19 protein-coding genes, 2 tRNA genes and 1 rRNA gene are annotated in these 20,435 nt (G+C 42.8%); 20 read left to right on the top strand and 2 right to left on the bottom strand.

Annotated elements, in window-relative coordinates; genetic code table 11:
- Positions 1–76 precede the first annotated feature (76 nt).
- From yabP to BLW54_RS19120, 6 genes are all read left to right on the top strand, one after another.
- Positions 77–382, top strand: a complete 306-nt coding sequence (yabP, locus tag BLW54_RS19145) for a sporulation protein YabP (protein WP_035511802.1) — start codon at positions 77–79, stop codon at positions 380–382.
- On the top strand, positions 379–969 hold the full coding sequence (gene yabQ / locus BLW54_RS19140; RefSeq protein ID WP_035511804.1) for a spore cortex biosynthesis protein YabQ: 591 nt from the start codon (positions 379–381) through the stop codon (positions 967–969). The genes yabP and yabQ overlap by 4 nt, the downstream gene beginning before the upstream one ends.
- A 15-nt stretch (positions 970–984) precedes the next feature.
- Positions 985–1,368 (top strand): FtsB family cell division protein, encoded by a 384-nt coding sequence (locus BLW54_RS19135; protein WP_035511806.1) that lies wholly within the window; start codon positions 985–987, stop codon positions 1,366–1,368.
- A 76-nt stretch (positions 1,369–1,444) separates the two neighbouring features.
- A complete protein-coding gene (locus BLW54_RS19130; protein ID WP_035511808.1) occupies positions 1,445–1,831 on the top strand; it encodes a S1 domain-containing RNA-binding protein in 387 nt (128 codons plus the stop codon).
- Between the two features lie 240 nt (positions 1,832–2,071).
- On the top strand, positions 2,072–3,451 hold the full coding sequence (locus BLW54_RS19125; RefSeq protein ID WP_074736308.1) for an aspartate aminotransferase family protein: 1,380 nt from the start codon (positions 2,072–2,074) through the stop codon (positions 3,449–3,451).
- A gap of 75 nt (positions 3,452–3,526) precedes the next feature.
- The gene (locus tag BLW54_RS19120; RefSeq protein WP_035511812.1) at positions 3,527–4,375 is read left to right on the top strand and encodes a MurR/RpiR family transcriptional regulator; all 849 of its coding nucleotides are present in this window, start codon (positions 3,527–3,529) and stop codon (positions 4,373–4,375) included.
- Positions 4,376–4,442: 67 nt separating this feature from the next.
- Here the strand turns inward: BLW54_RS19120 and BLW54_RS19115 are convergent.
- Together BLW54_RS19115 and BLW54_RS19110 are read right to left on the bottom strand one after the other, a co-directional pair.
- A tRNA-Glu gene (locus BLW54_RS19115) sits at positions 4,443–4,514 on the bottom strand.
- A 20-nt stretch (positions 4,515–4,534) separates the two neighbouring features.
- Positions 4,535–4,611, bottom strand: a tRNA-Met gene (locus tag BLW54_RS19110).
- A 278-nt stretch (positions 4,612–4,889) separates the two neighbouring features.
- On the opposite strand from BLW54_RS19110, the gene spoIIE reads away from it, so the two are divergent.
- From spoIIE to BLW54_RS19040, 14 genes are all read left to right on the top strand, one after another.
- Positions 4,890–7,337, top strand: coding sequence for a stage II sporulation protein E (gene spoIIE, locus BLW54_RS19105; RefSeq protein ID WP_035511813.1), 2,448 nt, complete (start codon positions 4,890–4,892; stop codon positions 7,335–7,337).
- A gap of 63 nt (positions 7,338–7,400) precedes the next feature.
- On the top strand, positions 7,401–8,138 hold the full coding sequence (locus BLW54_RS19100) for a vWA domain-containing protein (protein WP_035511814.1): 738 nt from the start codon (positions 7,401–7,403) through the stop codon (positions 8,136–8,138).
- Positions 8,119–9,039: a serine/threonine protein kinase PrkT gene (gene prkT / locus BLW54_RS19095; RefSeq protein ID WP_074736306.1), complete on the top strand. Its 921-nt coding sequence runs from the start codon at positions 8,119–8,121 to the stop codon at positions 9,037–9,039. The genes BLW54_RS19100 and prkT overlap by 20 nt, the downstream gene beginning before the upstream one ends.
- A gap of 225 nt (positions 9,040–9,264) precedes the next feature.
- Positions 9,265–10,659 (top strand): tRNA lysidine(34) synthetase TilS, encoded by a 1,395-nt coding sequence (gene tilS / locus BLW54_RS19090; protein ID WP_035511818.1) that lies wholly within the window; start codon positions 9,265–9,267, stop codon positions 10,657–10,659.
- A gap of 11 nt (positions 10,660–10,670) precedes the next feature.
- Positions 10,671–11,210 carry a hypoxanthine phosphoribosyltransferase gene (gene hpt, locus BLW54_RS19085; RefSeq protein WP_035511820.1) on the top strand — a complete coding sequence of 180 codons (540 nt, stop codon included), beginning with the start codon at positions 10,671–10,673 and terminating at the stop codon, positions 11,208–11,210.
- A 117-nt stretch (positions 11,211–11,327) separates the two neighbouring features.
- The gene (ftsH, locus tag BLW54_RS19080; RefSeq protein WP_074736304.1) at positions 11,328–13,367 is read left to right on the top strand and encodes an ATP-dependent zinc metalloprotease FtsH; all 2,040 of its coding nucleotides are present in this window, start codon (positions 11,328–11,330) and stop codon (positions 13,365–13,367) included.
- Positions 13,368–13,493: 126 nt separating this feature from the next.
- On the top strand, positions 13,494–14,285 hold the full coding sequence (locus BLW54_RS19075) for a type III pantothenate kinase (protein ID WP_035511824.1): 792 nt from the start codon (positions 13,494–13,496) through the stop codon (positions 14,283–14,285).
- A gap of 5 nt (positions 14,286–14,290) precedes the next feature.
- The gene (gene hslO, locus BLW54_RS19070) at positions 14,291–15,181 is read left to right on the top strand and encodes an Hsp33 family molecular chaperone HslO (protein ID WP_035511825.1); all 891 of its coding nucleotides are present in this window, start codon (positions 14,291–14,293) and stop codon (positions 15,179–15,181) included.
- Positions 15,182–15,331: 150 nt separating this feature from the next.
- Positions 15,332–16,258 (top strand): cysteine synthase A, encoded by a 927-nt coding sequence (gene cysK, locus BLW54_RS19065; RefSeq protein WP_187689710.1) that lies wholly within the window; start codon positions 15,332–15,334, stop codon positions 16,256–16,258.
- A gap of 163 nt (positions 16,259–16,421) precedes the next feature.
- Entirely contained in the window at positions 16,422–17,255 is an 834-nt protein-coding gene (folP, locus tag BLW54_RS19060; protein WP_074736302.1) for a dihydropteroate synthase, read from the top strand.
- Positions 17,248–17,613, top strand: a complete 366-nt coding sequence (gene folB, locus BLW54_RS19055) for a dihydroneopterin aldolase (RefSeq protein ID WP_074736300.1) — start codon at positions 17,248–17,250, stop codon at positions 17,611–17,613. Before folP ends, folB begins: the two co-directional genes overlap by 8 nt.
- A complete protein-coding gene (gene folK, locus BLW54_RS19050) occupies positions 17,610–18,107 on the top strand; it encodes a 2-amino-4-hydroxy-6-hydroxymethyldihydropteridine diphosphokinase (RefSeq protein WP_074736298.1) in 498 nt (165 codons plus the stop codon). The genes folB and folK overlap by 4 nt, the downstream gene beginning before the upstream one ends.
- A gap of 285 nt (positions 18,108–18,392) precedes the next feature.
- Positions 18,393–19,883 (top strand): lysine--tRNA ligase, encoded by a 1,491-nt coding sequence (gene lysS / locus BLW54_RS19045; protein ID WP_074736295.1) that lies wholly within the window; start codon positions 18,393–18,395, stop codon positions 19,881–19,883.
- Positions 19,884–20,251: 368 nt separating this feature from the next.
- Positions 20,252–20,435 (top strand): 16S ribosomal RNA (locus BLW54_RS19040); the annotation flags it as partial.

The raw sequence follows: 20,435 nt of genomic DNA, 5'->3' as shown, positions 1-20,435 counted from the left end.
CCAAGCCGCTTCCGCATTCTAAGTTCTAATCGTCTTGGTTTTTTCATAGCTTGTACTAGAGAAGGGGGCTGGTGTGATGGAAGGTTATGAAAAAAATCAGGGGATTCGTAGTCAGCAGCCGGTAGAGCATAATGTGAAGGTATGGAATAGAAGGAATATAGAGATCTCTGGTGTCAAAGAGGTGGATAGTTTTGATAGTGAAGAATTTCTCCTCCAGACGTCTATGGGTTACTTGGTCGTTCGGGGCCAGAATTTGCAAATGAAAAACCTGGATTTGGATGCAGGGATTGTATCGATTAAAGGGAAAATGTACGAAATGACATACTTGGACGAGCACCAAGGGGAGAAAGCTAAAGGTTTGTTTAGCAAGTTATTCAAATGACACTGACGACCCAATTCATCACTATCCTTTCCATGATCGGAGGAGGGGTGTTCGTTGGTGCTTCCATGGATACCTTCGAGCGTTTCTTTCACAAAAGAAAAAAGAAGAGTTGGCTTGAGGTCATCTATCAATTAGGGTTTTGGCTTATCCAAGCCGCTTTTCTTTTTTATTTGTTGTATCTCGCCAATTATGGTGAATTACGAGTCTATGTTTTTGTTGCCATTGTTTGCGGATTTGCGGCGTATCGTGCATTGTTTCAGAATCTTTACTTAAAAACACTTGAAATGTGGATTCGAATCGTTGTATCGGTCATACGCTTTATTAAAAAAACGGGGTATTATTTAATTTTTCTTCCCGCGAAAACAATCATTTTCCTTATTATTTCTTTACTTCTTGGCGTTTATAAGATACTTTTAAAGGGTATCATTCTATTGTTTCTTGTCGCATTTTATCCGATCCGGCTAGCTTTTCGTATCATTTGGCGACTTTTGCCGAAAAACATGAAAATTTACTTAAGGCATTTAGCAGGGTTTCTGGATAAAATGAAGAATACAATGAACAAATGGATGAAACGAATTAAGAAGTAAAGGAGGCCTACTTTCATGGCAAAGAGACAACCGGAGTCTGTCGCACGCTTGGATTCTACATACATGAAGCACTACGATGCTTATATGGACAGACACCAACGAAAGAAAAAGCGCTTAGTCCGTCGTCTCGTCATGTTTGCCCTGTTAGTGTCGATCGTTGCTGGTTCCATGGTGTTTTACCATATGAAACAACAGTCGCTGTATGCAGAGAAGGAAGAAAAGTATCAACAGCTACAGCAAGAAATGACCGCTTTGGAACAAGAGGAAAAAGGTTTAGAGCAGGAGATTGAGCTTCTTAAGGATGAAGAGTACGTGCTTCAGATTGCACGGACGAATTATTTCTTCTCAAAAGAAGGAGAAATAATTTTTAAAATGCCTAATGAGGACCCGTCTTATTGACACTCTTTTCAAAGCTTATATATAATATATAGGAAGATACTTTTTTATCGAAAATTTAAGGAGGAGCATTTTTTTTATGTCAATTGAAGTAGGCAGCAAGCTGCAGGGTAAGGTAACGGGAATCACTAATTTTGGAGCGTTCGTCGAGCTTCCAGATGGTAAGACGGGGCTGGTTCACATTAGTGAAGTTGCCGACAACTATGTAAAAGATATTAATGAACACTTGAGCCAGGGAGACCAGGTGGAAGTAAAAGTCATTAATGTCGGAGACGATGGAAAGATTGGACTTTCCATCAAGAAAGCAAAAGAGAATTACGGTCGTCGCCCACAAAAGCCTCGTAAGCCGGCTGAATCATTCGAACAAAAGATGAACCGTTTTATGAAGGATAGCGAAGATCGTTTGGCATCACTGAAAAAGCACACGGAATCCAAACGTGGAGGTCGAGGTGCTAAAAGAGGATAGCTTGCTGTCTAGGACAATGAGTAAAAGATGCACGTCTTCATATAAAGAGCAGATCCATTAAGGATCTGCTCTTTTTCATTTGTCTTGTAAATGGGTGCTCCTAATCTTTTTATAGTGCTATTCAAGGTTTTACAAGAATAAAACAAATGTTGTGTTTGGTGAGGACCCCCTTCATGAAATATTTATTTCATGATACTATTTATTTGAAATGTAAATTACTTAATGGTGGAGGGATAAGACTTGGGTAGTGAAGATTTTCATTCATTTGCAGAACAAACGAAGCGATCGGCGGAACAATATACCAAAGCGAGGGAGCTTATACCTGGAGGGGTTACAGCCAATATCAAATACATGGAACCGCATCCTATCATTATGAGAAGAGCAGAAGGCAGTAAGCTTTATGATATCGATCACAACGAATATATGGATTACCTTCTTTCATATGGGGCTTTGATCCATGGCCATGGGCACCCCGAGGTGTACGAAGCTGTGATGAAGCAAATGAAAAGTTCGGGCACTACGATTTTTGGGACCCCGCATGAATTGGAAATGGTAATGGCTGAAAAATTGATTTCCCTTTATCCTGGAATTGAAATGGTTCGATATACGAACTCTGGTTTAGAGGCGACTTTACTTGCTCTTCGGACAGCACGTGCATACACAGGTAAACCAAAAATTGCCAAGTTTGAAGGTCATTACCACGGGGGTTATGATCAAGTATTATTGAGTGTGAATCCTGAACATGAAAAGTCAGGGGATGCGGCACAACCGAATTCCGTCCCAGAGTCACATGGACTTCCAGAATATTATCAAAAAAATACGATTATGCTACCTTTTAATGATTTTCCTTCCACTGAGAAGATATTGCGCACCTGTAAGGAAGATATATCAGCTATTATTATGGAGCCGGTTCAAGGAGGGTTCATACCTGCGGAAAAGGAATTTATAAAACAACTCCGTACGCTGACCGAAGAGCTTGGCATTGTTCTTATTTTAGATGAAGTGAAGACGGGGTTTCGCCTTTCCCTCGGAGGTGCGCAGGAGGTTTATGGAATTGAACCTGACATTACGGCACTTGGAAAAGTACTTGGTGGTGGATTTCCAGTTGGAGCCATTGGTGGAAAGAAGGAGATCATGAACCTTCTCTCCCCTCACGGTGGAAGGGATATTATGACTGTTGGGGAAGAGGATAGCCAGAAACGAGAGGCTGTCTTCCATAGTGGCACTTATAACGGACATCCAACGGTGTTAGCGGCGGGCCTTTCCACTATCGAACTTCTTGAAAGGGATGGTGTTATAGGTGAACTCTTCTCCAAAACCCATGCGCTTAGAGATCGGCTTGAGGAATTGTATGGTCAATATGGTATCCCGATGCAGACCATAGGGAAGGGAAGCATTTTTAACATCATTTTATCGAAAGCTTCTATAAAGAATTACCGGGATATGGAACAGGCGGATCTGTGCCTCAGAAAGGCGATTGATTATGAACTATTAAAAAATGGGGTTTATACAAAACCGTTGAACCGTTATTCTCTTTCCACAGCCCATACGGAGGAAGATATTAGCCGGACGATTCGAGCACATGAACAGGCGATTAAAACAGTTCTGAAGCAGCGATAATCTGGGAAATCCGTTGAATCTATAAGGTACATGTTACACTTACATTATTAAAAGTGTAGCAGAAAGAGGTTTGACATGGAGAACAATGTATATAAAAAAATCAATGAGAAAATACCGAAGATGAGCAAATCCCAACGGAAAATTGCACAATACATTCTTGAAAACCCGAATGAAGTCCCTTTTTTAAATGTAGGGAAGTTGGCGAAGTGTGTAGGTGTTAGTGATGCAACGATTGTAAGATTTGCGATATATTTAGGGTTTTCAGGCTACCCTGAATTTCAAGAGCATATTCAATCTTCTGTTCAGCAGCAATTGACGGCAAAAGAAAGATTACAAATGTCAGAAGAGGTCTATGGGAATGACGATCAGGGGATTATTCAAGTGTTGAGCGGGGACATAAAAAACATTCAAACGACAATGGATCACCTCAACGTAAAAGATTTCAGAAAATCCATCGATCACTTGTTGAAAGCACGTAAAGTATATATTGTGGCTAATCGCAGTGCCGCTTCGCTTGGTATATTCCTTCATTACTATTTGGATTTTATTCTGGATCACGTCGATATGCTCCATTCTATAGAAAAGGATGCAGACCTTCTTCATGACTTACAAGAGGGGGATCTTGTCATTGGTATTAGTTATTCAAGGTACACGAGAAGTACCGTTGATGTCTTTGCTTATGCAAAAGAAAAGGGAGCATCCACGGTGGCGCTGACAGATGACCTTTTATCACCACTGCACCAGCATACCGATGTTTCCTTGATGGCTTCCAGTCAAATGCCCGCTTTTATCGATTCTTTTGTTGCGCCTTTGAGTGTAATTAATGCGCTTATTATTCATACAGCGAAAGAAAAACGAGATGGTTTTGACGAGAAGTTAGATACACTAGAAGATGTATGGAATCGGTTTAACATCTTCTATTGAAGAAAATAAAAAAACCCGCCTTCTCTTACTAGAGAAGGCGGGTTTTTTGGGACAAGAATGCTTCTGATGACCCGTACGGGATTCGAACCCGTGTTACCGCCGTGAAAGGGCGGTGTCTTAACCACTTGACCAACGGGCCAATATGTATGAGAAAAATAATGGTAGCGGCGGAGGGGATCGAACCCCCGACCTCACGGGTATGAACCGTACGCTCTAGCCAGCTGAGCTACACCGCCATGTCGTTAAAATGTTCTCTCAAAGTCACAAAAAATATATTACACCATGGTAAAAAAACTGTCAACAAGAAATAAAAATATCAGATAACTCTGTTTATTTCGCTAGGGAATGAAGGGGATTTTTGGGAAGTGAAGAGGTATGGCTGGGGGGATTTTGTAGAAACAACCTTGGTTCCTGTGAAAACCATCGAAGTTTTTGTTCCTGCTCTCCTGTTGTTTTGACAAAATGCTTGTTCTGGGTGTGGTTTAATAGGTTTCACAAAGAAGGAGTGATGAAAATGTTAGGAACTGTATCAAAACAAGAAAGTCGTCAATCAACGGTTCGTGGGTCAGGGATTGTGCAAGGGGTTCGAAGGGCTTCATATGGTACGTTTTCTTTCATGGCGAACAAAGGAATTTTCCACATGGTTCTGGCTTTGTTATTGGGACGAGCCATCATCCTATCTTCTATGGCCCCTTTTGGCGTTGCGTTTTTAGCGGTGATCTGGTGGTTAAAGCGTCCCCTCGTCATACCAGTAACTATTATGATGGCTGCCGGAGCCTCTACATACAGCTACGGTCATGCGGGTTTTATTGTAGGGGCGTCGACGACTTTTTTGCTCTTAAGTCTGGCCTTACGCAAAACAAGTCACCCCCAGAAATGGCTGCCGATGATTGCATTAATGGCAAGCTTGATTCCCAGAACAGCGAGTCTAGCATTGCTCGATCGTTGGCAGCTCTATGAACTTACTTTGATGGTGGCAGAAGGAGTACTCGCTTTTATACTTGTACTTATCTTTATGCAAAGCATTCCGCTTTTAACACCTCAAAGGTATCAACCTACATTAAAAAATGAAGAAATCGTTTGTTTAATCATTTTATTAGCCTCTGTTTTAACAGGGATGATCGGCTGGCAAGTTCAAGGAGTGGCGGTTGTCGATATTTTTGCCAGGTATTTAGTTATTTTACTGGCTTATATAGCTGGGGCAGCAATAGGATCGACAGTTGGTGTCGTAACAGGTCTGGTGTTAAGCCTGTCCAATATGGATCATATCTATCAAATGAGTCTGCTCGCTTTTTCCGGTTTGTTAGGAGGTTTATTGAAGGAGGGGAAAAAAGCCGGTGTGAGTGCTGGACTTGTCGTAGGTACATTATTGATAGGATTTTATATGAGCAGTGGGGCAGATCTGCCATCTTCCCTTTGGGCTTCAGCCTGGGCAGTGGCCTTATTTGTATTGACTCCAAATTCCTGGGTTAAACAGCTATCCAGGTATATTCCAGGTACGGATGAGCACCATTCGGAACAACAAAAATACTTACAAAAAGTACGAGACGTCACGGCTGTAAGGGTCGGGAAATTTTCAGATGTTTTTCAGGCTTTATCTAAGAGTTTTACTCACTTAGAGTCTCCTAAGGAGGATAGTGGAGAAGCGGAGGAGATTGACTATTTTTTAAGTCATGTCACGGAAAAGACCTGCCAATCATGTTTTAAGAAAGAAAAATGCTGGGTCAATCAGTTTGATGATACCCATCACTTAATGACGGAGCTGATGCATGAACTGGACGAAAAGGGAGAGCCGAGCCGTATAATGAGAAAAAACATCGATCAGCACTGCGTCAAGTCACAAAAGTTGATCGATACAATGAATCATGAGTTAACTTTTTATCATGCTAATAAAGAATTAAAGCGGCAGGTTCTGGAGAGTCGCAAATTTGTAGCGGAACAGCTGCAAGGGGTTTCTGATGTGATGGGGAATTTCGCTAAAGAAATTGTGAAAGAGCGGGAACACCATGAGCAAAAAGAACAAATTATTTACCGTGCTCTGGAACGAATGGGGATGGTTATTCAAAAGTTAGAAATCTACTCCTTGGATGCGGGGAATATGGACCTGGAGTTAATTGTGGAAGTCGATAATTATAGAGGAGAAGGTGCAAAGATTATTGCCCCTGTACTTTCCGATATTTTAGGGGAAACGATCGTTGTCACCATGGAAGAGATATCTCCGTACCCACACGGAAGGTGTTATCTATCATTTGGATCTGCGAAGCATTTTTCTATCGAATCTGGAGTGGCTCATGCAGCCAAAGGGGGCGGGTTTGTATCGGGAGACAGCTTTACGATGATGGAACTGGGAAGGGGGAAGTACGCGCTTGCCATTAGTGATGGAATGGGTAACGGTGAACGTGCTCATGAAGAAAGTATGGAAACGCTAAGACTTTTAAAGCAGATTCTACAATCGGGAATCCAGGAGTCTGTAGCTATTCAATCTATTAATTCCATTTTGTCATTGCGGACAAATGATGAGATATTTTCCACCTTGGATTTAGCTGTAATTGATCTGCATCAGGCTACCTCCAAGTTTATCAAAGTTGGCAGTACACCAAGTTATATTAAGAGAGGAGATAAAATTTTCACTGTCGAGGCCGGAAATCTGCCGATAGGGATTATTCCGGAAGTTGATGTTGATATGAGAAGTGAACAGTTAAAAGCAGGGGATTTACTCATAATGATGAGTGACGGCATTTTAGAAGGACCGAAACAAATCGGGAATGTAGATATGTGGCTCAAGCGTAAAATTAAGGAGATTTCAGATGAAGACCCGCAGGTGATGGCGGATCTATTATTGGAAGAGGTGATACGGACCCAATCAGGTGCAATTGTTGATGATATGACAATTATTGTGGCGCGGATTGATCGGTATATGCCGGAGTGGACATCGATTCCTTCTGCAAAAAAAGAGGCATAATCTAGTATAGAATTCCTCCTTTTCGGCGATGATGGAAGCAACGAAACAGGAGGGATATGCACAATGAAACCAGGCCGAATAAAGCAGATTCTTTTATTGACAGATGGATGCTCGAACCATGGAGAAGACCCTGTTGTCGTCGCAGCGCTTGCGAGAAATCAGGGGATAACGGTCAATGTGATTGGCGTTCTTGACGATCGGCAAAATGGCAAGCCACAAGGGCTTGAAGAAGTAGAATCGATTGCTGAGGCAGGTGGAGGCGTCAGTCAAATTGTTTACCAGAAAAGTTTGTCCCAAACCGTACAAATGGTTACGAGACAGGCCATGACCCAAACGATTCAAGGGGTGGTGAATAAAGAATTACAAGAAATACTCGGGAAAAATCAGACTATTGAGGAGCTCCCTCCGGAGCAGCGGGGAGAAGTCGTTGAAGTGGTGGATGAATTAGGGGAGAGCAGTGATCTTGAAGTTCTCGTCCTTGTGGATACGAGTGCGAGTATGCACCATAAACTTCCTACAGTAAAGGAGGCGCTTTTTGATTTATCGTTAAGTTTAAATGCAAGATCAGGATCGAACCAATTTAGTGTTTATGCCTTTCCGGATCCGAAAAAGACCATTACTAAAATGGTCGACTGGACACCGGAACTGGGTGAAATTCATGGGATCTTCTCAAAGTTGAACAGTGGGGGGTATACACCGACTGGGCCTGCATTGAAGGAAGCGGTGTATGCCTTTGCAGGGAAACCATTAATGGAACGGATGAGAAATGAGGAAGATCCATATGAAGAAACAGGTTTTTGACTTATCCCCTGGAAGTCGAATAACCGGTAAATGGAACGGGCGTACTTATACCACCATCAAAAAGTTAGGCGCTGGTGCCTGTGGAACTGTTTTTTTATGCCGATCCGAGCAAGGGGATACGTATGCCCTGAAGGTGGGAGAAGATAGTTCGCGCATGATGTTGGAAGTGAATATGCTCAAGAAATTCAGTAAGGTCCAAGGGGTGAAGCTTGGGCCTTCTTTTGTTGACGTCGATGATTGGATCAATCCATCAGGGCGTTCTTTCCCTTTTTATGTGATGGAATATGTGGACGGAACTCCTTTGCCTGAATTTTTGAAAGGGAAAACGAAGGACTGGGTCGGCATCTTTGCCATTCAATTGCTGACAGATCTCGAGAATCTTCATCACGCTGGTTACGTGTTTGGGGATTTGAAAACAGAAAATTTATTAATATCCTCTTCACGGGTCCGATGGATTGATGTTGGGGGAGTTACGGCTATAGGACGTGCGATTAAGGAATACACAGAGTTTTATGATCGGGGATATTGGAATTTAGGATCGAGAAAAGCAGAGGCGACGTATGATTTATTTGCCGTCACCATGATAATGATGGAAATGGGATATCCTAAAAGATTTGACAAAGGAAGCCACCCGTATAAAACGTTAGAAAGTAAACTTGCCTCTTCCTCCGTGTTAAAACCTTATCGGCGTATTATTCAACAATGCTGGAAAGGGAAGATTCAAAATGCGGCTGATATGAAGCGGGCCCTATCTGACATATTGATGAAGCGGAGTGGCACAAACTCATCTCGAGTCCAAAAGCGGCGCAGCGCTAAAGAATCTGAGAATCGAGAGCTCGCTACATTAACTCTAACGGCCGGAGTGGTCTTTGGTGTCTCAGTACTCAGCTTCTTTCTATAGAACACCGGACCCATTATAGGTAAGGAAAAGTGTACATTCCTGGTGGATTGGTCATTTGCCCTCCCTGACCTTCCAGGTATCTATAAATGTTCGGCCTCTTATGTGAAGGTCTTCTGAAACGATATGAAAAATAAAAGAAGAAATAAACAGCTTATCTTTTGCAGTGATTGCGAATAGTGATACGATAAGAAGAGATACAAATGACAGAGACTGGAGGAACCTTTAATGGATCACGCTGTCCATTCGTTTATAGCTAAACACCATCTGATTCGCTCCAATCAAACGTTACTTGTGGCAGTGTCCGGCGGGCCGGATTCGATGGCTCTCTTGCATTTCTTATGCTCCATGAGGAAATCATCCTCTCTCCGTCTAGTCGTCCTATCTGTCGATCACCAATTACGAGGGGAAGAATCGGGGGAAGACCTTTGTTTTGTTGAAGAAGTTTGTCAGCAGTGGGATATAGAATTCCAAGGGGTATCTGTGGATGTAAAATCGTACAAAAAAGAAACGGGTAAAGGAACGCAGGAAGCTGCCCGAACTTTACGTTATCAATGGTTTGAGAAGATGATGTACGCTTACGAAGCGGATGCATTAGTTATGGGGCATCATGGAGATGATCAGGCGGAAACAGTCATGATGCAGCTGCTGCGCAGCGCACGGCCTGAAGCCGTCCAAGGCATGCCTGCTGTACGGCCCTTTGCTTGTGGTCAGATTATACGCCCGTTTCTAACCGTTTCAAAAAAACAGATCACTGACTATTTGGAAGAAAAAAATGTAAAGTTTAGACTCGACCCATCTAATACCGAAACAGATTATACCCGTAATGCCTTCCGCCAGCATGTTTTACCATTTATGAATAAGAAAAATCCTCAGTTTCATAAGCATATGCAGGCGTGGAGCGAAAGGGTCAGGGAAGAAAGGTCATACATAAATGAACAGGCCCAAAAGGTATTGGAAACCGTCCATTTTTCGCAAAATGTTGAGAAATTCGTACAATTTTCTAAACGAACTTTCAAAACATTCCCGCTTGCTTTACAAAGGACAGCCTTTCATCTAATATTGAACTATCTGTATGTGAAGCAAAATGAAGACATTTCTTACTTGCATGAAGAAATGTTTATGAACCTTTTGAATGATGAAAAACCGAATGTTTCCCTTGATTTCCCGGAAGGGTTGAAAATTACCCGCGCCTATGATGAAATCACTTTTGCTTTTAAAGAAAGGGAAGAGGAAAAGGGCTATAAATACGAACTTTCGATTGAAGGTTCTGTGGAACTCCCTGACGGATCCAACATTACGGCAAGCTGGTGTGAACCTGACGAGACAGAGAATGTTTTTACGTACGTATGTGATTCGCATCACGTAAAACCTCCTCTCGTTGTTCGGACGAGGCTGGACGGGGACCGGATAAATATCAGAGGGATGAACGGGTCGAAAAAGGTAAAAGATATTTTTATCGACCAGAAAGTCCCGGCCCGTCTGCGTAATACCTGGCCGATCATTACAGACCAAACAGGGAAAATCCTTTGGGTAATCGGTTTGAAAAAAGGTGGGGAACGTACCAGCCTTTCATCAGGTAAGTGGCTTCGGTTACATTATAAAAACAAAGCAGACACGTAGGAGGAGCAATCATGCATAATGAAATTGAAAAGGTCTTGATTTCCGAAGAAGAAATTCAAGAGAAATGTAAAGAAATGGGGGCAGAACTCTCGAAGGAATATGAAGGTCATTTCCCTTTGGCGATCGGTGTATTGAAGGGAGCAACCCCATTCATGACTGACCTTTTGAAGCGTATGGAAACACATTTGGAAATGGACTTTATGGATGTGTCCAGCTACCACGGAGGTATGGAATCTTCTGGAGAGGTCAAAATTGTAAAGGACCTTGATACAAAGGTTGAAGGTAGAGATGTGCTAATTATTGAAGATATCATTGATAGTGGACGCACGTTGGCCTATCTTGTCGACTTGTTTAAATACCGCAAAGCTAATTCAATCAAAATCGTTACACTTCTCGATAAACCGACGGGGCGCAGTGCTGATATTAAAGCAGATACCGTTGGGTTCGAAGTCCCTGATGAATTTGTTGTCGGATATGGTCTCGACTACCAAGAAAAATATCGGAATCTTCCATACGTCGGAGTATTGAAGCCTGAGGTTTATGGAGGCTGAATATAGATTCTGGCGAAGTAGTTTTAGATTGTTCATGTCAAGGGTAATTAGTTGTGTCGTCCGTTTTTGGTATGGTAGTATTTACTATAGTTTTTCTCGTTTGGGAGGAGGTAGGCAATGAACCGGATCTTTCGTAATACCATATTTTACTTACTTATCTTCCTCGTGGTTATCGGCGTGGTCGGTCTATTTCGAGGTCAAGGTGATCCGCAAACAGAATACAATGTCAATGAATTCTACAATAAATTGAATAATGGTGAGATTCAGGAAATGACGATTCAGCCTGTCAACGGGGTGATTCGCGTGACAGGTCAAGAGCAGGGAGCTGAAGAAGGAGAAACCTTCGTAGCGCAGATTCCTGCGAACGATGAAGTGATTGCTAATATTACACAGACAGCTCAAGAACAGAGCAACCTAACTGTGGAACAGGAAGAACAGCCTAGTGCATGGGTGACTTTCCTAACTTCCATCATTCCATTCGTCATTATCTTTATCTTGTTCTTCTTCTTGCTTAACCAAGCTCAGGGTGGCGGAAGCCGTGTTATGAACTTTGGTAAGAGTAAGGCGAAAATGTACTCGGAAGAGAAGAAGAAAGTACGCTTTAAAGATGTTGCCGGAGCAGATGAAGAAAAGCAGGAACTTGTGGAGGTCGTTGACTTCTTAAAAGACCCTCGTAAATTCTCTGCTGTCGGTGCACGTATTCCTAAGGGTGTCTTGTTAGTTGGACCTCCTGGTACAGGTAAAACACTACTCGCTCGGGCAGTAGCCGGCGAAGCTGGTGTTCCATTCTTCTCCATTAGTGGTTCGGACTTTGTTGAGATGTTCGTTGGTGTAGGGGCATCTCGTGTCCGTGACTTATTTGAAAATGCGAAAAAGAATGCCCCTGGCATCATCTTCATTGATGAGATCGATGCTGTAGGTCGTCAGCGTGGTGCTGGACTCGGTGGTGGCCACGATGAACGTGAGCAAACGTTGAACCAATTGCTTGTTGAAATGGATGGTTTCGGTGTCAATGAAGGGATTATTATCATCGCAGCTACTAACAGGCCAGATATTCTGGACCCGGCTCTTCTACGTCCTGGTCGTTTCGACCGTCAAATCACGGTTGATCGCCCTGATGTTAAAGGTCGTGAAGCTGTTCTGGCTGTTCATGCGAAAAACAAGCCCCTTTCAGAAAACGTTGATTTGAAAACAATCGCTCTTCGTACGCCAGGGTTTTCTGGTGCTGACTTAGAAAACTTACTCAACGAAGCAGCTCTTGTAGCCGCACGTGGAGATAAGAAGGCAGTCGATATGGACGATGTAGACGAAGCAATTGACCGCGTTATTGCAGGACCAGCTAAGAAGAGTCGTGTCATTTCCAAGAAAGAGCGCGATATTGTGGCCCACCACGAGAGTGGACATACAGTAATTGGCATGGTGCTGGATGATGCCGATATGGTTCATAAAGTAACAATTGTCCCTCGTGGGCAGGCAGGCGGGTATGCCGTCATGCTTCCAAAAGAAGATCGTTACTTCATGACAAAACCTGAACTATTTGATAAGATTACAGGATTGCTTGGTGGCCGAGTCGCAGAAGAAATCATCTTCGGTGAAGTTAGTACAGGTGCTCACAATGACTTCCAGCGTGCAACAAGTATTGCTCGTAAGATGGTCACAGAGTACGGGATGAGTGAAAAACTTGGCCCGCTTCAGTTTGGTTCCAACTCTGGTGGTCAGGTCTTCTTAGGCCGTGACATCCAGAACGAACAAAATTATAGTGATCAAATTGCTTATGAAATTGATCAGGAAGTGAAGAACTTTATTCAATACTGTTATGATCGTGCGAAAACGATTCTGACGGAAAATAAAGATAAACTTGAGTTGATTGCGAAGACATTGTTGGATGTTGAAACCCTTGATGCAACTCAAATTCGCTCACTGTTTGACAAAGGTCGTCTTCCGACGGATGAAGAACTTGAAGAAATTGCGCGGGAACACAACGCAAAAATCAAGAATAATACGTCTTCCGATAACGAGGATGTGCGTTTAACCATCCAGTCAAAAGAAGATGAACAAACAGACGGAACAGAACCTTCGAATGAAGTAACTAAGGAAGATAAACAAGAAGAAACAAAAGATGAAGGTCCATCTGATTCAGAGGACCGTCGTTCTTAATCACAAGCAAAGCCACATCAGCCCTAAATTTGGGTGGTGTGGCTTTTTGTGTGTGAGGTAGGAGCGAAGCGGTAGGGTCTTATGATATGATGGTAGCCGAAGGAAATGACACGGGAGGCTGCATGTATGAATTTTGTCCTTGATGTGGGAAATACCAATACTGTACTAGGTGTATTTGAAGATGACTCCTTAAAGTACCAGTGGAGAATTAAAACCGACCGTTACAAAACAGAAGACGAGTTCGGTATGCTTATTAAATCCCTTTTCGACCATGAAGGTTTAAGTTTTGAACATATGGACGGCGTTATTATTTCTTCCGTTGTTCCACCTATAATGTTTGCACTCGATCGTATGTCCCGATATTATTTTAAAAAGCAACCGATGATTATTGGTGAGGGGGCCGTGGACCACGGTCTGCCAATGAGGTATCCGAACCCTAGTGAGATAGGAGCTGACCGTGTGGTGAACGCAGTGGGAGCTATCGATGAGTACCCCCTTCCTCTAGTAATTATTGATTTTGGAACGGCTACGACGTATTGTTATATCAATGCGGAAGGTGAGTATCTTGGAGGCGCTATTGCTCCTGGTGTGAATATTTCCATGGAAGCCTTGTATGCTAAAGCGGCCAAACTGCCGAAAATTGAAATTAAGAGTCCGGATCAAGTAATTGGACAGAGTACAGTAGAGGCGATGCAGTCTGGTGTTTACTATGGATATGTCGGCCAGGTAGACGAAGTCGTACGCCGCATGAAAGAAACGTCGGATCAGACACCGACAGTGATTGCAACAGGCGGACTTGCCAACCTGATTGCCGGTCAATCGCGAACAATCGACCATGTAGATCCTTTTTTGACATTGAAAGGTCTTCATAAGATATACCAACGGAACAAAGAGAAAAAAGCATTTAAAGGAGAATGAATAGCATGTCAGATTATTTAGTGCGTGCCGTAGGTTTCGATGGACAAGTCAGAGCCTATGCGGTTCAGTCAACTGAAACTGTTGATGAAGCGAGGCGTAGACAGGACACCTGGGCCACAACATCCGCAGCACTTGGGAGAACGTTGACCATTAGTGGAATGATGGGCGCTATGCTCAAAGGGGACGATAAACTCACAGTGAAAATTGAGGGGGACGGCCCTGCAGGAGCTATTATTGCAGATGCGAACTCAAAAGGGGAGGTAAGGGGATATATTAAGAACCCTCATGTCGACTTTGAATCTAACGCACAAGGTAAATTAGATGTCAGGCGTGCGGTTGGTACTTCTGGGACCTTAAGCGTTGTAAAAGATCTTGGGATGAGAGATCATTTCACAGGTCAGGTCCCGATAGTTTCTGGAGAGATCAGTGAAGATTTCACTTATTACTTTGCGAATTCTGAGCAAGTCCCATCTGCTGTAGGTGCAGGTGTTCTTGTCGATACCGATTATTCCATTCTTGCAGCGGGAGGTTTCATTATTCAAATGATGCCTGGAGCTGATGATGAGACAACTAATCAAATCGAAAAGAAACTATCTGAGATGCCAGCCATTTCATCGTTAGTCCGGGATGGAAAGACGCCGGAAGAGATTTTACACACCGTCCTTGGGGAAGAAAATGTCCGTATACTGGATACCTTGCCTATGAAGTTCCAATGTCATTGCTCACGCGAACGGGTAGAGATGGCCATTGCCAGCCTTGGGGATGAAGAAATTGAACGAATGATTCAAGAAGACCAGGGAGCAGAGGCGAAGTGCCATTTCTGTAATGAAGATTACCAATTCAATGTGGAAGAACTTCAGGAGCTGCAGTCTAATGGAACTGATTCTCCCTCATAAGCAAGTAAAATGATGATTCAATAAATGGCGAAACGTTCGTTTCGTCATTTTTCTTTTCTTATATATGATTGAAATGTTTGACAATTCCTTCAGTATTCAGTACATTAGGGTTAAATCCTATAAAAATACTTGGTTTTAGGAGTGAGTATAATGAGAATCGTAAATAACGTAAGTGAATTAGTAGGTCAGACTCCACTAGTTAAATTAAATGGCAGTGCAGAGGAAGATAGTGCTGATATTTATCTGAAACTTGAATATATGAACCCGGGAAGCTCTGTCAAGGATCGTATTGCCTTATCGATGATTGAAGAGGCCGAAAAAGACGGCCGCTTGAAGGAAGGAGATACAATTGTAGAACCGACGAGTGGAAACACTGGTATCGGTTTAGCAATGATTGCAGCAGCTAAAGGGTATAAAGCGGTTCTTGTTATGCCGGATACGATGAGCCAAGAGCGTCGCAACCTTTTACGTGCCTATGGAGCCGAACTCGTATTAACTCCGGGAAGCGAAGGGATGAAAGGTGCTATTAAAAAGGCATCTGAACTTCAAGAAAAAGAAGGTTATTTTCTGCCACAACAATTCAATAATGAAGCGAATCCTCTTATACATGAAAAAACAACAGGGCCGGAAATTGTCGAGCAGATGGGCGGCCAACTTGATGCTTTTGTAGCCGGGATCGGCACAGGCGGTACAATAACCGGCGCTGGTAAAGTATTGAAAGAAAAGTATCCAGATATTCAAATTTATGCGATAGAACCGGAAGAATCCGCTATATTATCTGGTGGAGAGCCCGGCCCTCACAAAATCCAGGGGATTGGTGCTGGTTTCGTACCAGGGATCCTCGATACAGATATCTATGATGAAGTCGTGACTGTCTCCAAGGAAGATTCTTTTGCAGCAGCCAGAGATGCCGCAAGAAAAGACGGAATCCTGGGAGGAATCTCTTCTGGATCTGCTATCCATGTAGCAAAACAGGTGGCGAAGAAGCTGGGGAAAGGAAAAAAAGTTGTGGCTGTTCTACCTAGTAATGGAGAGCGTTATCTCTCTACCCCTCTTTATGATTTTGATGGAGAATAAGCGTATGAAAAAACTGCACTTCCCAAAGCGGAGTGCAGTTTTACTTTTGTTTCGGATATTTTTATCTCCATGCCGTAATCCCCTCCTGGATGACAAGTGTGATAGAAACTTTGAAATGATGTAAGATAGGGGGAGAGAATGAAGGAAACGAGGAGAGACGCATATGGTCAATGAACTAAGAACATCCGAAAAAACATATAATTTAACTAAACAAACGCTTGTCATGGGTATTCTAAATATAACCCCTGATTCTTTTTCAGATGGGGGACTGTATTTTGATATTGATCAGGCTGTGAAACAAGCGAAGGCTATGGAAGAAGAAGGGGCACATATCATTGATATTGGGGGCGAGTCTACTCGTCCTGGTCACGATCCTGTATCAACAGATGAAGAGTTGGCGCGTGTTATTCCTGCTATTGAGGCAGTTAAAGAGTCGGTTCGTATTCCCATATCCATTGATACGTATAAAGCTAAGGTTGCAGAAAAGGCTGTGGAGGCCGGAGCATCCATTATTAATGACGTTTGGGGAGCGCTGAAGGAGCCGGAAATTGCTGATGTTGCTGCTCGATATAATGTACCTATTGTACTCACCCACAATCGCACGAATAAAGAGTACACATCCTTAATGGATGATATAAAAAAAGACCTTCACAAAAGTATTGAATCAGCTAAACAGGCAGGGGTGAAGGAAGAGTTCATCATTCTTGATCCAGGCATAGGTTTTGCCAAAACTCAGGATCAAAACCTGGAAGTTATGCGCAACCTGAATCAATTGCATGAACTGGGTTATCCCATCTTATTAGGTACTTCCAGAAAAACTTTTATAGGAACGGCATTGAACCTCCCGAAAGACCAACGGATGGAGGGAACAGGGGCAACTGTGTGTTATGGAGTGGCCCAGGGAGTTCAAATCGTTCGTGTGCATGAGGTGCAACCGATGATACGGATGACTCGAATGATGGATGCCATGCTTGGAAAGGGTGAAGGGAATGGATAAAATATATGTAGATCAAATGGAGTTTTGGGGGTATCATGGTCTTTTTCCGGAAGAAAACAAACTTGGCCAGAGATTTTATGTGGACCTTGAGCTTGAACTGGACTTGAAGCCAGCGGGCGAATCTGACGATATGACAAAATCGATTGATTATGGCGCTATTTATGAGGTTACGAAAAAAATAGTGGAAGGCCAGGCATATAAGTTAATCGAAACCGTTGCTGAAATGATTGCTCATCAACTTTTCGCGGAGTTCCCATTATTGGAGGGGAGCCTTGTGAAAGTTTACAAACCTGATCCTCCCATCCCGGGCCATTACAAATCGGTTGCTGTTGAGATCTATCGGAGACGTACGACATGAATGAGGCTTATATTGCATTAGGTTCCAATATCACGCCGAGAGAAAACTTCCTAAAAGACGCGATTATTCTTCTAAAGGAACATAAAGAAATCAATATTGAACAAAAGTCAGCTGTTTATGAAACGGCCCCTGTGGGGTATACGGAACAAAATGATTTCCTAAACATGGTCATTCGTATAAATACCGGCTTATCCCCTTCAGAACTTCTTCAATACTGTCAGGAAATTGAACGTGTATTGGGGAGGAAAAGACTGGTGAAATGGGGACCACGCACGATAGACCTTGACATTTTACTTTATAATCATGAAAATATGAATGCCGAGCATTTAACGATTCCCCATCCTCATATGCATGAGCGGGCGTTTGTCATGGTCCCTTTAGCTGACTTGGATCCTAAAACCTACCTTCCTCATTTGAAACAGACGGCAGGAGAGGCCCTCGGTTTGTTACCTTCGGAAGAAGTAGACAGTATGTCCGAGTGGGGGAGAATTTAAACGGAATGACGTCAAACAGGTGCGGGGTCATGGTATATGAAAGGGAACAGACGAATCCGTCACCGTATTAATCCAAGCTGAACCAGAGAGACAATGTGTCCTCCCTTTTATGAATTCGATGATGAATTAGAGGAGAAAATACAAGCATCTTAAACCTCTCAACATTGACACGCCTATAGTACTTTTTTATACTAAACGATAGTTAGATGCTGCCAGTCCCATGCTGGCAGTTTTTGTTATTGTAACGGTAAGTATCCAAAAAGATCAGGGAATGGAGTGATAGCAATGACAGAAGAACTCAATGAACATATGCGGGTGCGGCGCGATAAGATGAGTACTCACCGCGAACAGGGCATTGACCCATTCGGTGACAAATTCGAACGAACAGACTACGCCCGGGACTTAATAGAAAAATATGATCACTATACCAAAGAGGAGCTAGAGGAAAAGCAGCTCCCCGCAACAATTGCTGGACGGATTATGACAAAGCGCGGAAAGGGAAAAGCGGGTTTCGCACATATCCAGGACCTTACAGGGCAAATTCAGTTGTATGTACGTAAAGATGAAATCGGGGAAGAAGCTTATGATACTCTTTTCAAGTCTGCTGATTTAGGAGATATTGTCGGCGTTTCAGGAGTGATGTTCAAAACAAATGTAGGAGAGCTGTCCGTTAAAGCTGCAGAATATCAGTTGTTAACCAAGTCTCTGCGTCCACTCCCTGAAAAGTTCCACGGCTTGCAAGATGTTGAGCAACGCTATCGTCAACGTTACTTAGATTTGATTACCAATCCTGATAGTAGAGATACTTTTGTCCTTCGAAGCAAAATTATTCAGTCTATGCGTCGTTACCTTGATGGCTTAGGCTTCTTAGAGGTTGAAACGCCGTTAATGCATGGAATTGCCGGCGGAGCTTCAGCACGCCCGTTTATTACACACCATAATGCATTGGACATGCAGCTTTATATGCGTATTGCTATTGAATTGCATTTGAAACGTTTGATTGTCGGTGGATTAGAGAAGGTTTATGAAATCGGCCGTGTATTCCGTAATGAAGGAATCTCCACTCGCCATAATCCAGAATTCACAATGATTGAGCTCTATGAAGCGTATGCGGATTATCATGACATTATGAACTTAACAGAAGATATGGTCGCTCACATTGCTAAAGATGTGCTTGGTACTACGAAAGTGACATATAACGAACAAGAGATTGAGTTGGAACCAGCTTGGACTCGTCTCCATATGGTGGACGCGATTAAAGAACATACAGGTGTAGATTTCTGGGAGCATATGAGTGATGAGCAGGCAAAAGAATTGGCTAATGAGCATGGGATTGAAATTAAAGATACGATGACATTCGGTCATATTGTTAATGAATTTTTTGAACAGCGTGTAGAAGAAAAATTGATTCAACCTACATTTATTTATGGACATCCGATAGAAATCTCTCCTCTTGCGAAGAAGAATCCTGAGGATGAAAGGTTTACGGATCGTTTTGAATTGTTCATCGTTGGTCGTGAACATGCCAATGCTTTCTCTGAATTAAACGACCCGATTGATCAAAGAGAAAGATTTGAAGCTCAATTAAAAGAAAGAGAAGAAGGTAATGATGAAGCACATATGATGGATGAAGATTTCCTTGAGGCATTGGAATATGGGATGCCTCCAACAGGTGGTCTTGGTATCGGGATCGATCGTCTTGTTATGTTGTTGACAGATTCCCCGTCCATTCGTGACGTGCTGCTGTTTCCTCAAATGAGAAATCGTGATTCTTAAATATCCATCCCTCCGGTGCGAGCCGGGGGGATTTTTCTTTTGTTTGGAAGATGAATAAGGTTGAATAATAATCAGAATTATTTTTTAATAAAATATCACTTGAACTAATTCAAAAACCATGGTAAATTATTATTTGTCGCATTAAGAGAGCGGCAAGCCGCAACGGCTTAACAAAATAAATCTTAAAAAGTTGTTGACGATAATGACTGAACATGATATATTGATTAAGTCGCTGTTTTGAAGCGGCGAACCAAACATTGATCTTTGAAAACTGAACGAACCAACCAGTACGTCAAACATTTCTTCTTATATAGAAGAGATTTTAAACAAGCACATTCGGTGTGCAAATGAGCAAGTCAAACTTAACTTTTATGGAGAGTTTGATCCTGGCTCAGGACGAACGCTGGCGGCGTGCCTAATACATGCAAGTCGAGCGCGGGAAGCGAGTGGATCCCTTCGGGGTGAAGCTCGTGGAACGAGCGGCGGACGGGTGAGTAACACGTGGGCAACCTGCCTGTAAGACCGGAATAACCCCGGGAAACTGGGGCTAAT

The sequence above is a fragment of the Halobacillus karajensis genome (assembly GCF_900108515.1).
In the GTDB taxonomy this organism is placed as follows: Bacteria; Bacillota; Bacilli; order Bacillales; family Halobacillaceae; genus Halobacillus; species Halobacillus karajensis.
The sequence above is the reverse complement of the archived record's forward strand: the minus strand, read 5'-3'. Positions and strand labels throughout refer to the sequence as shown.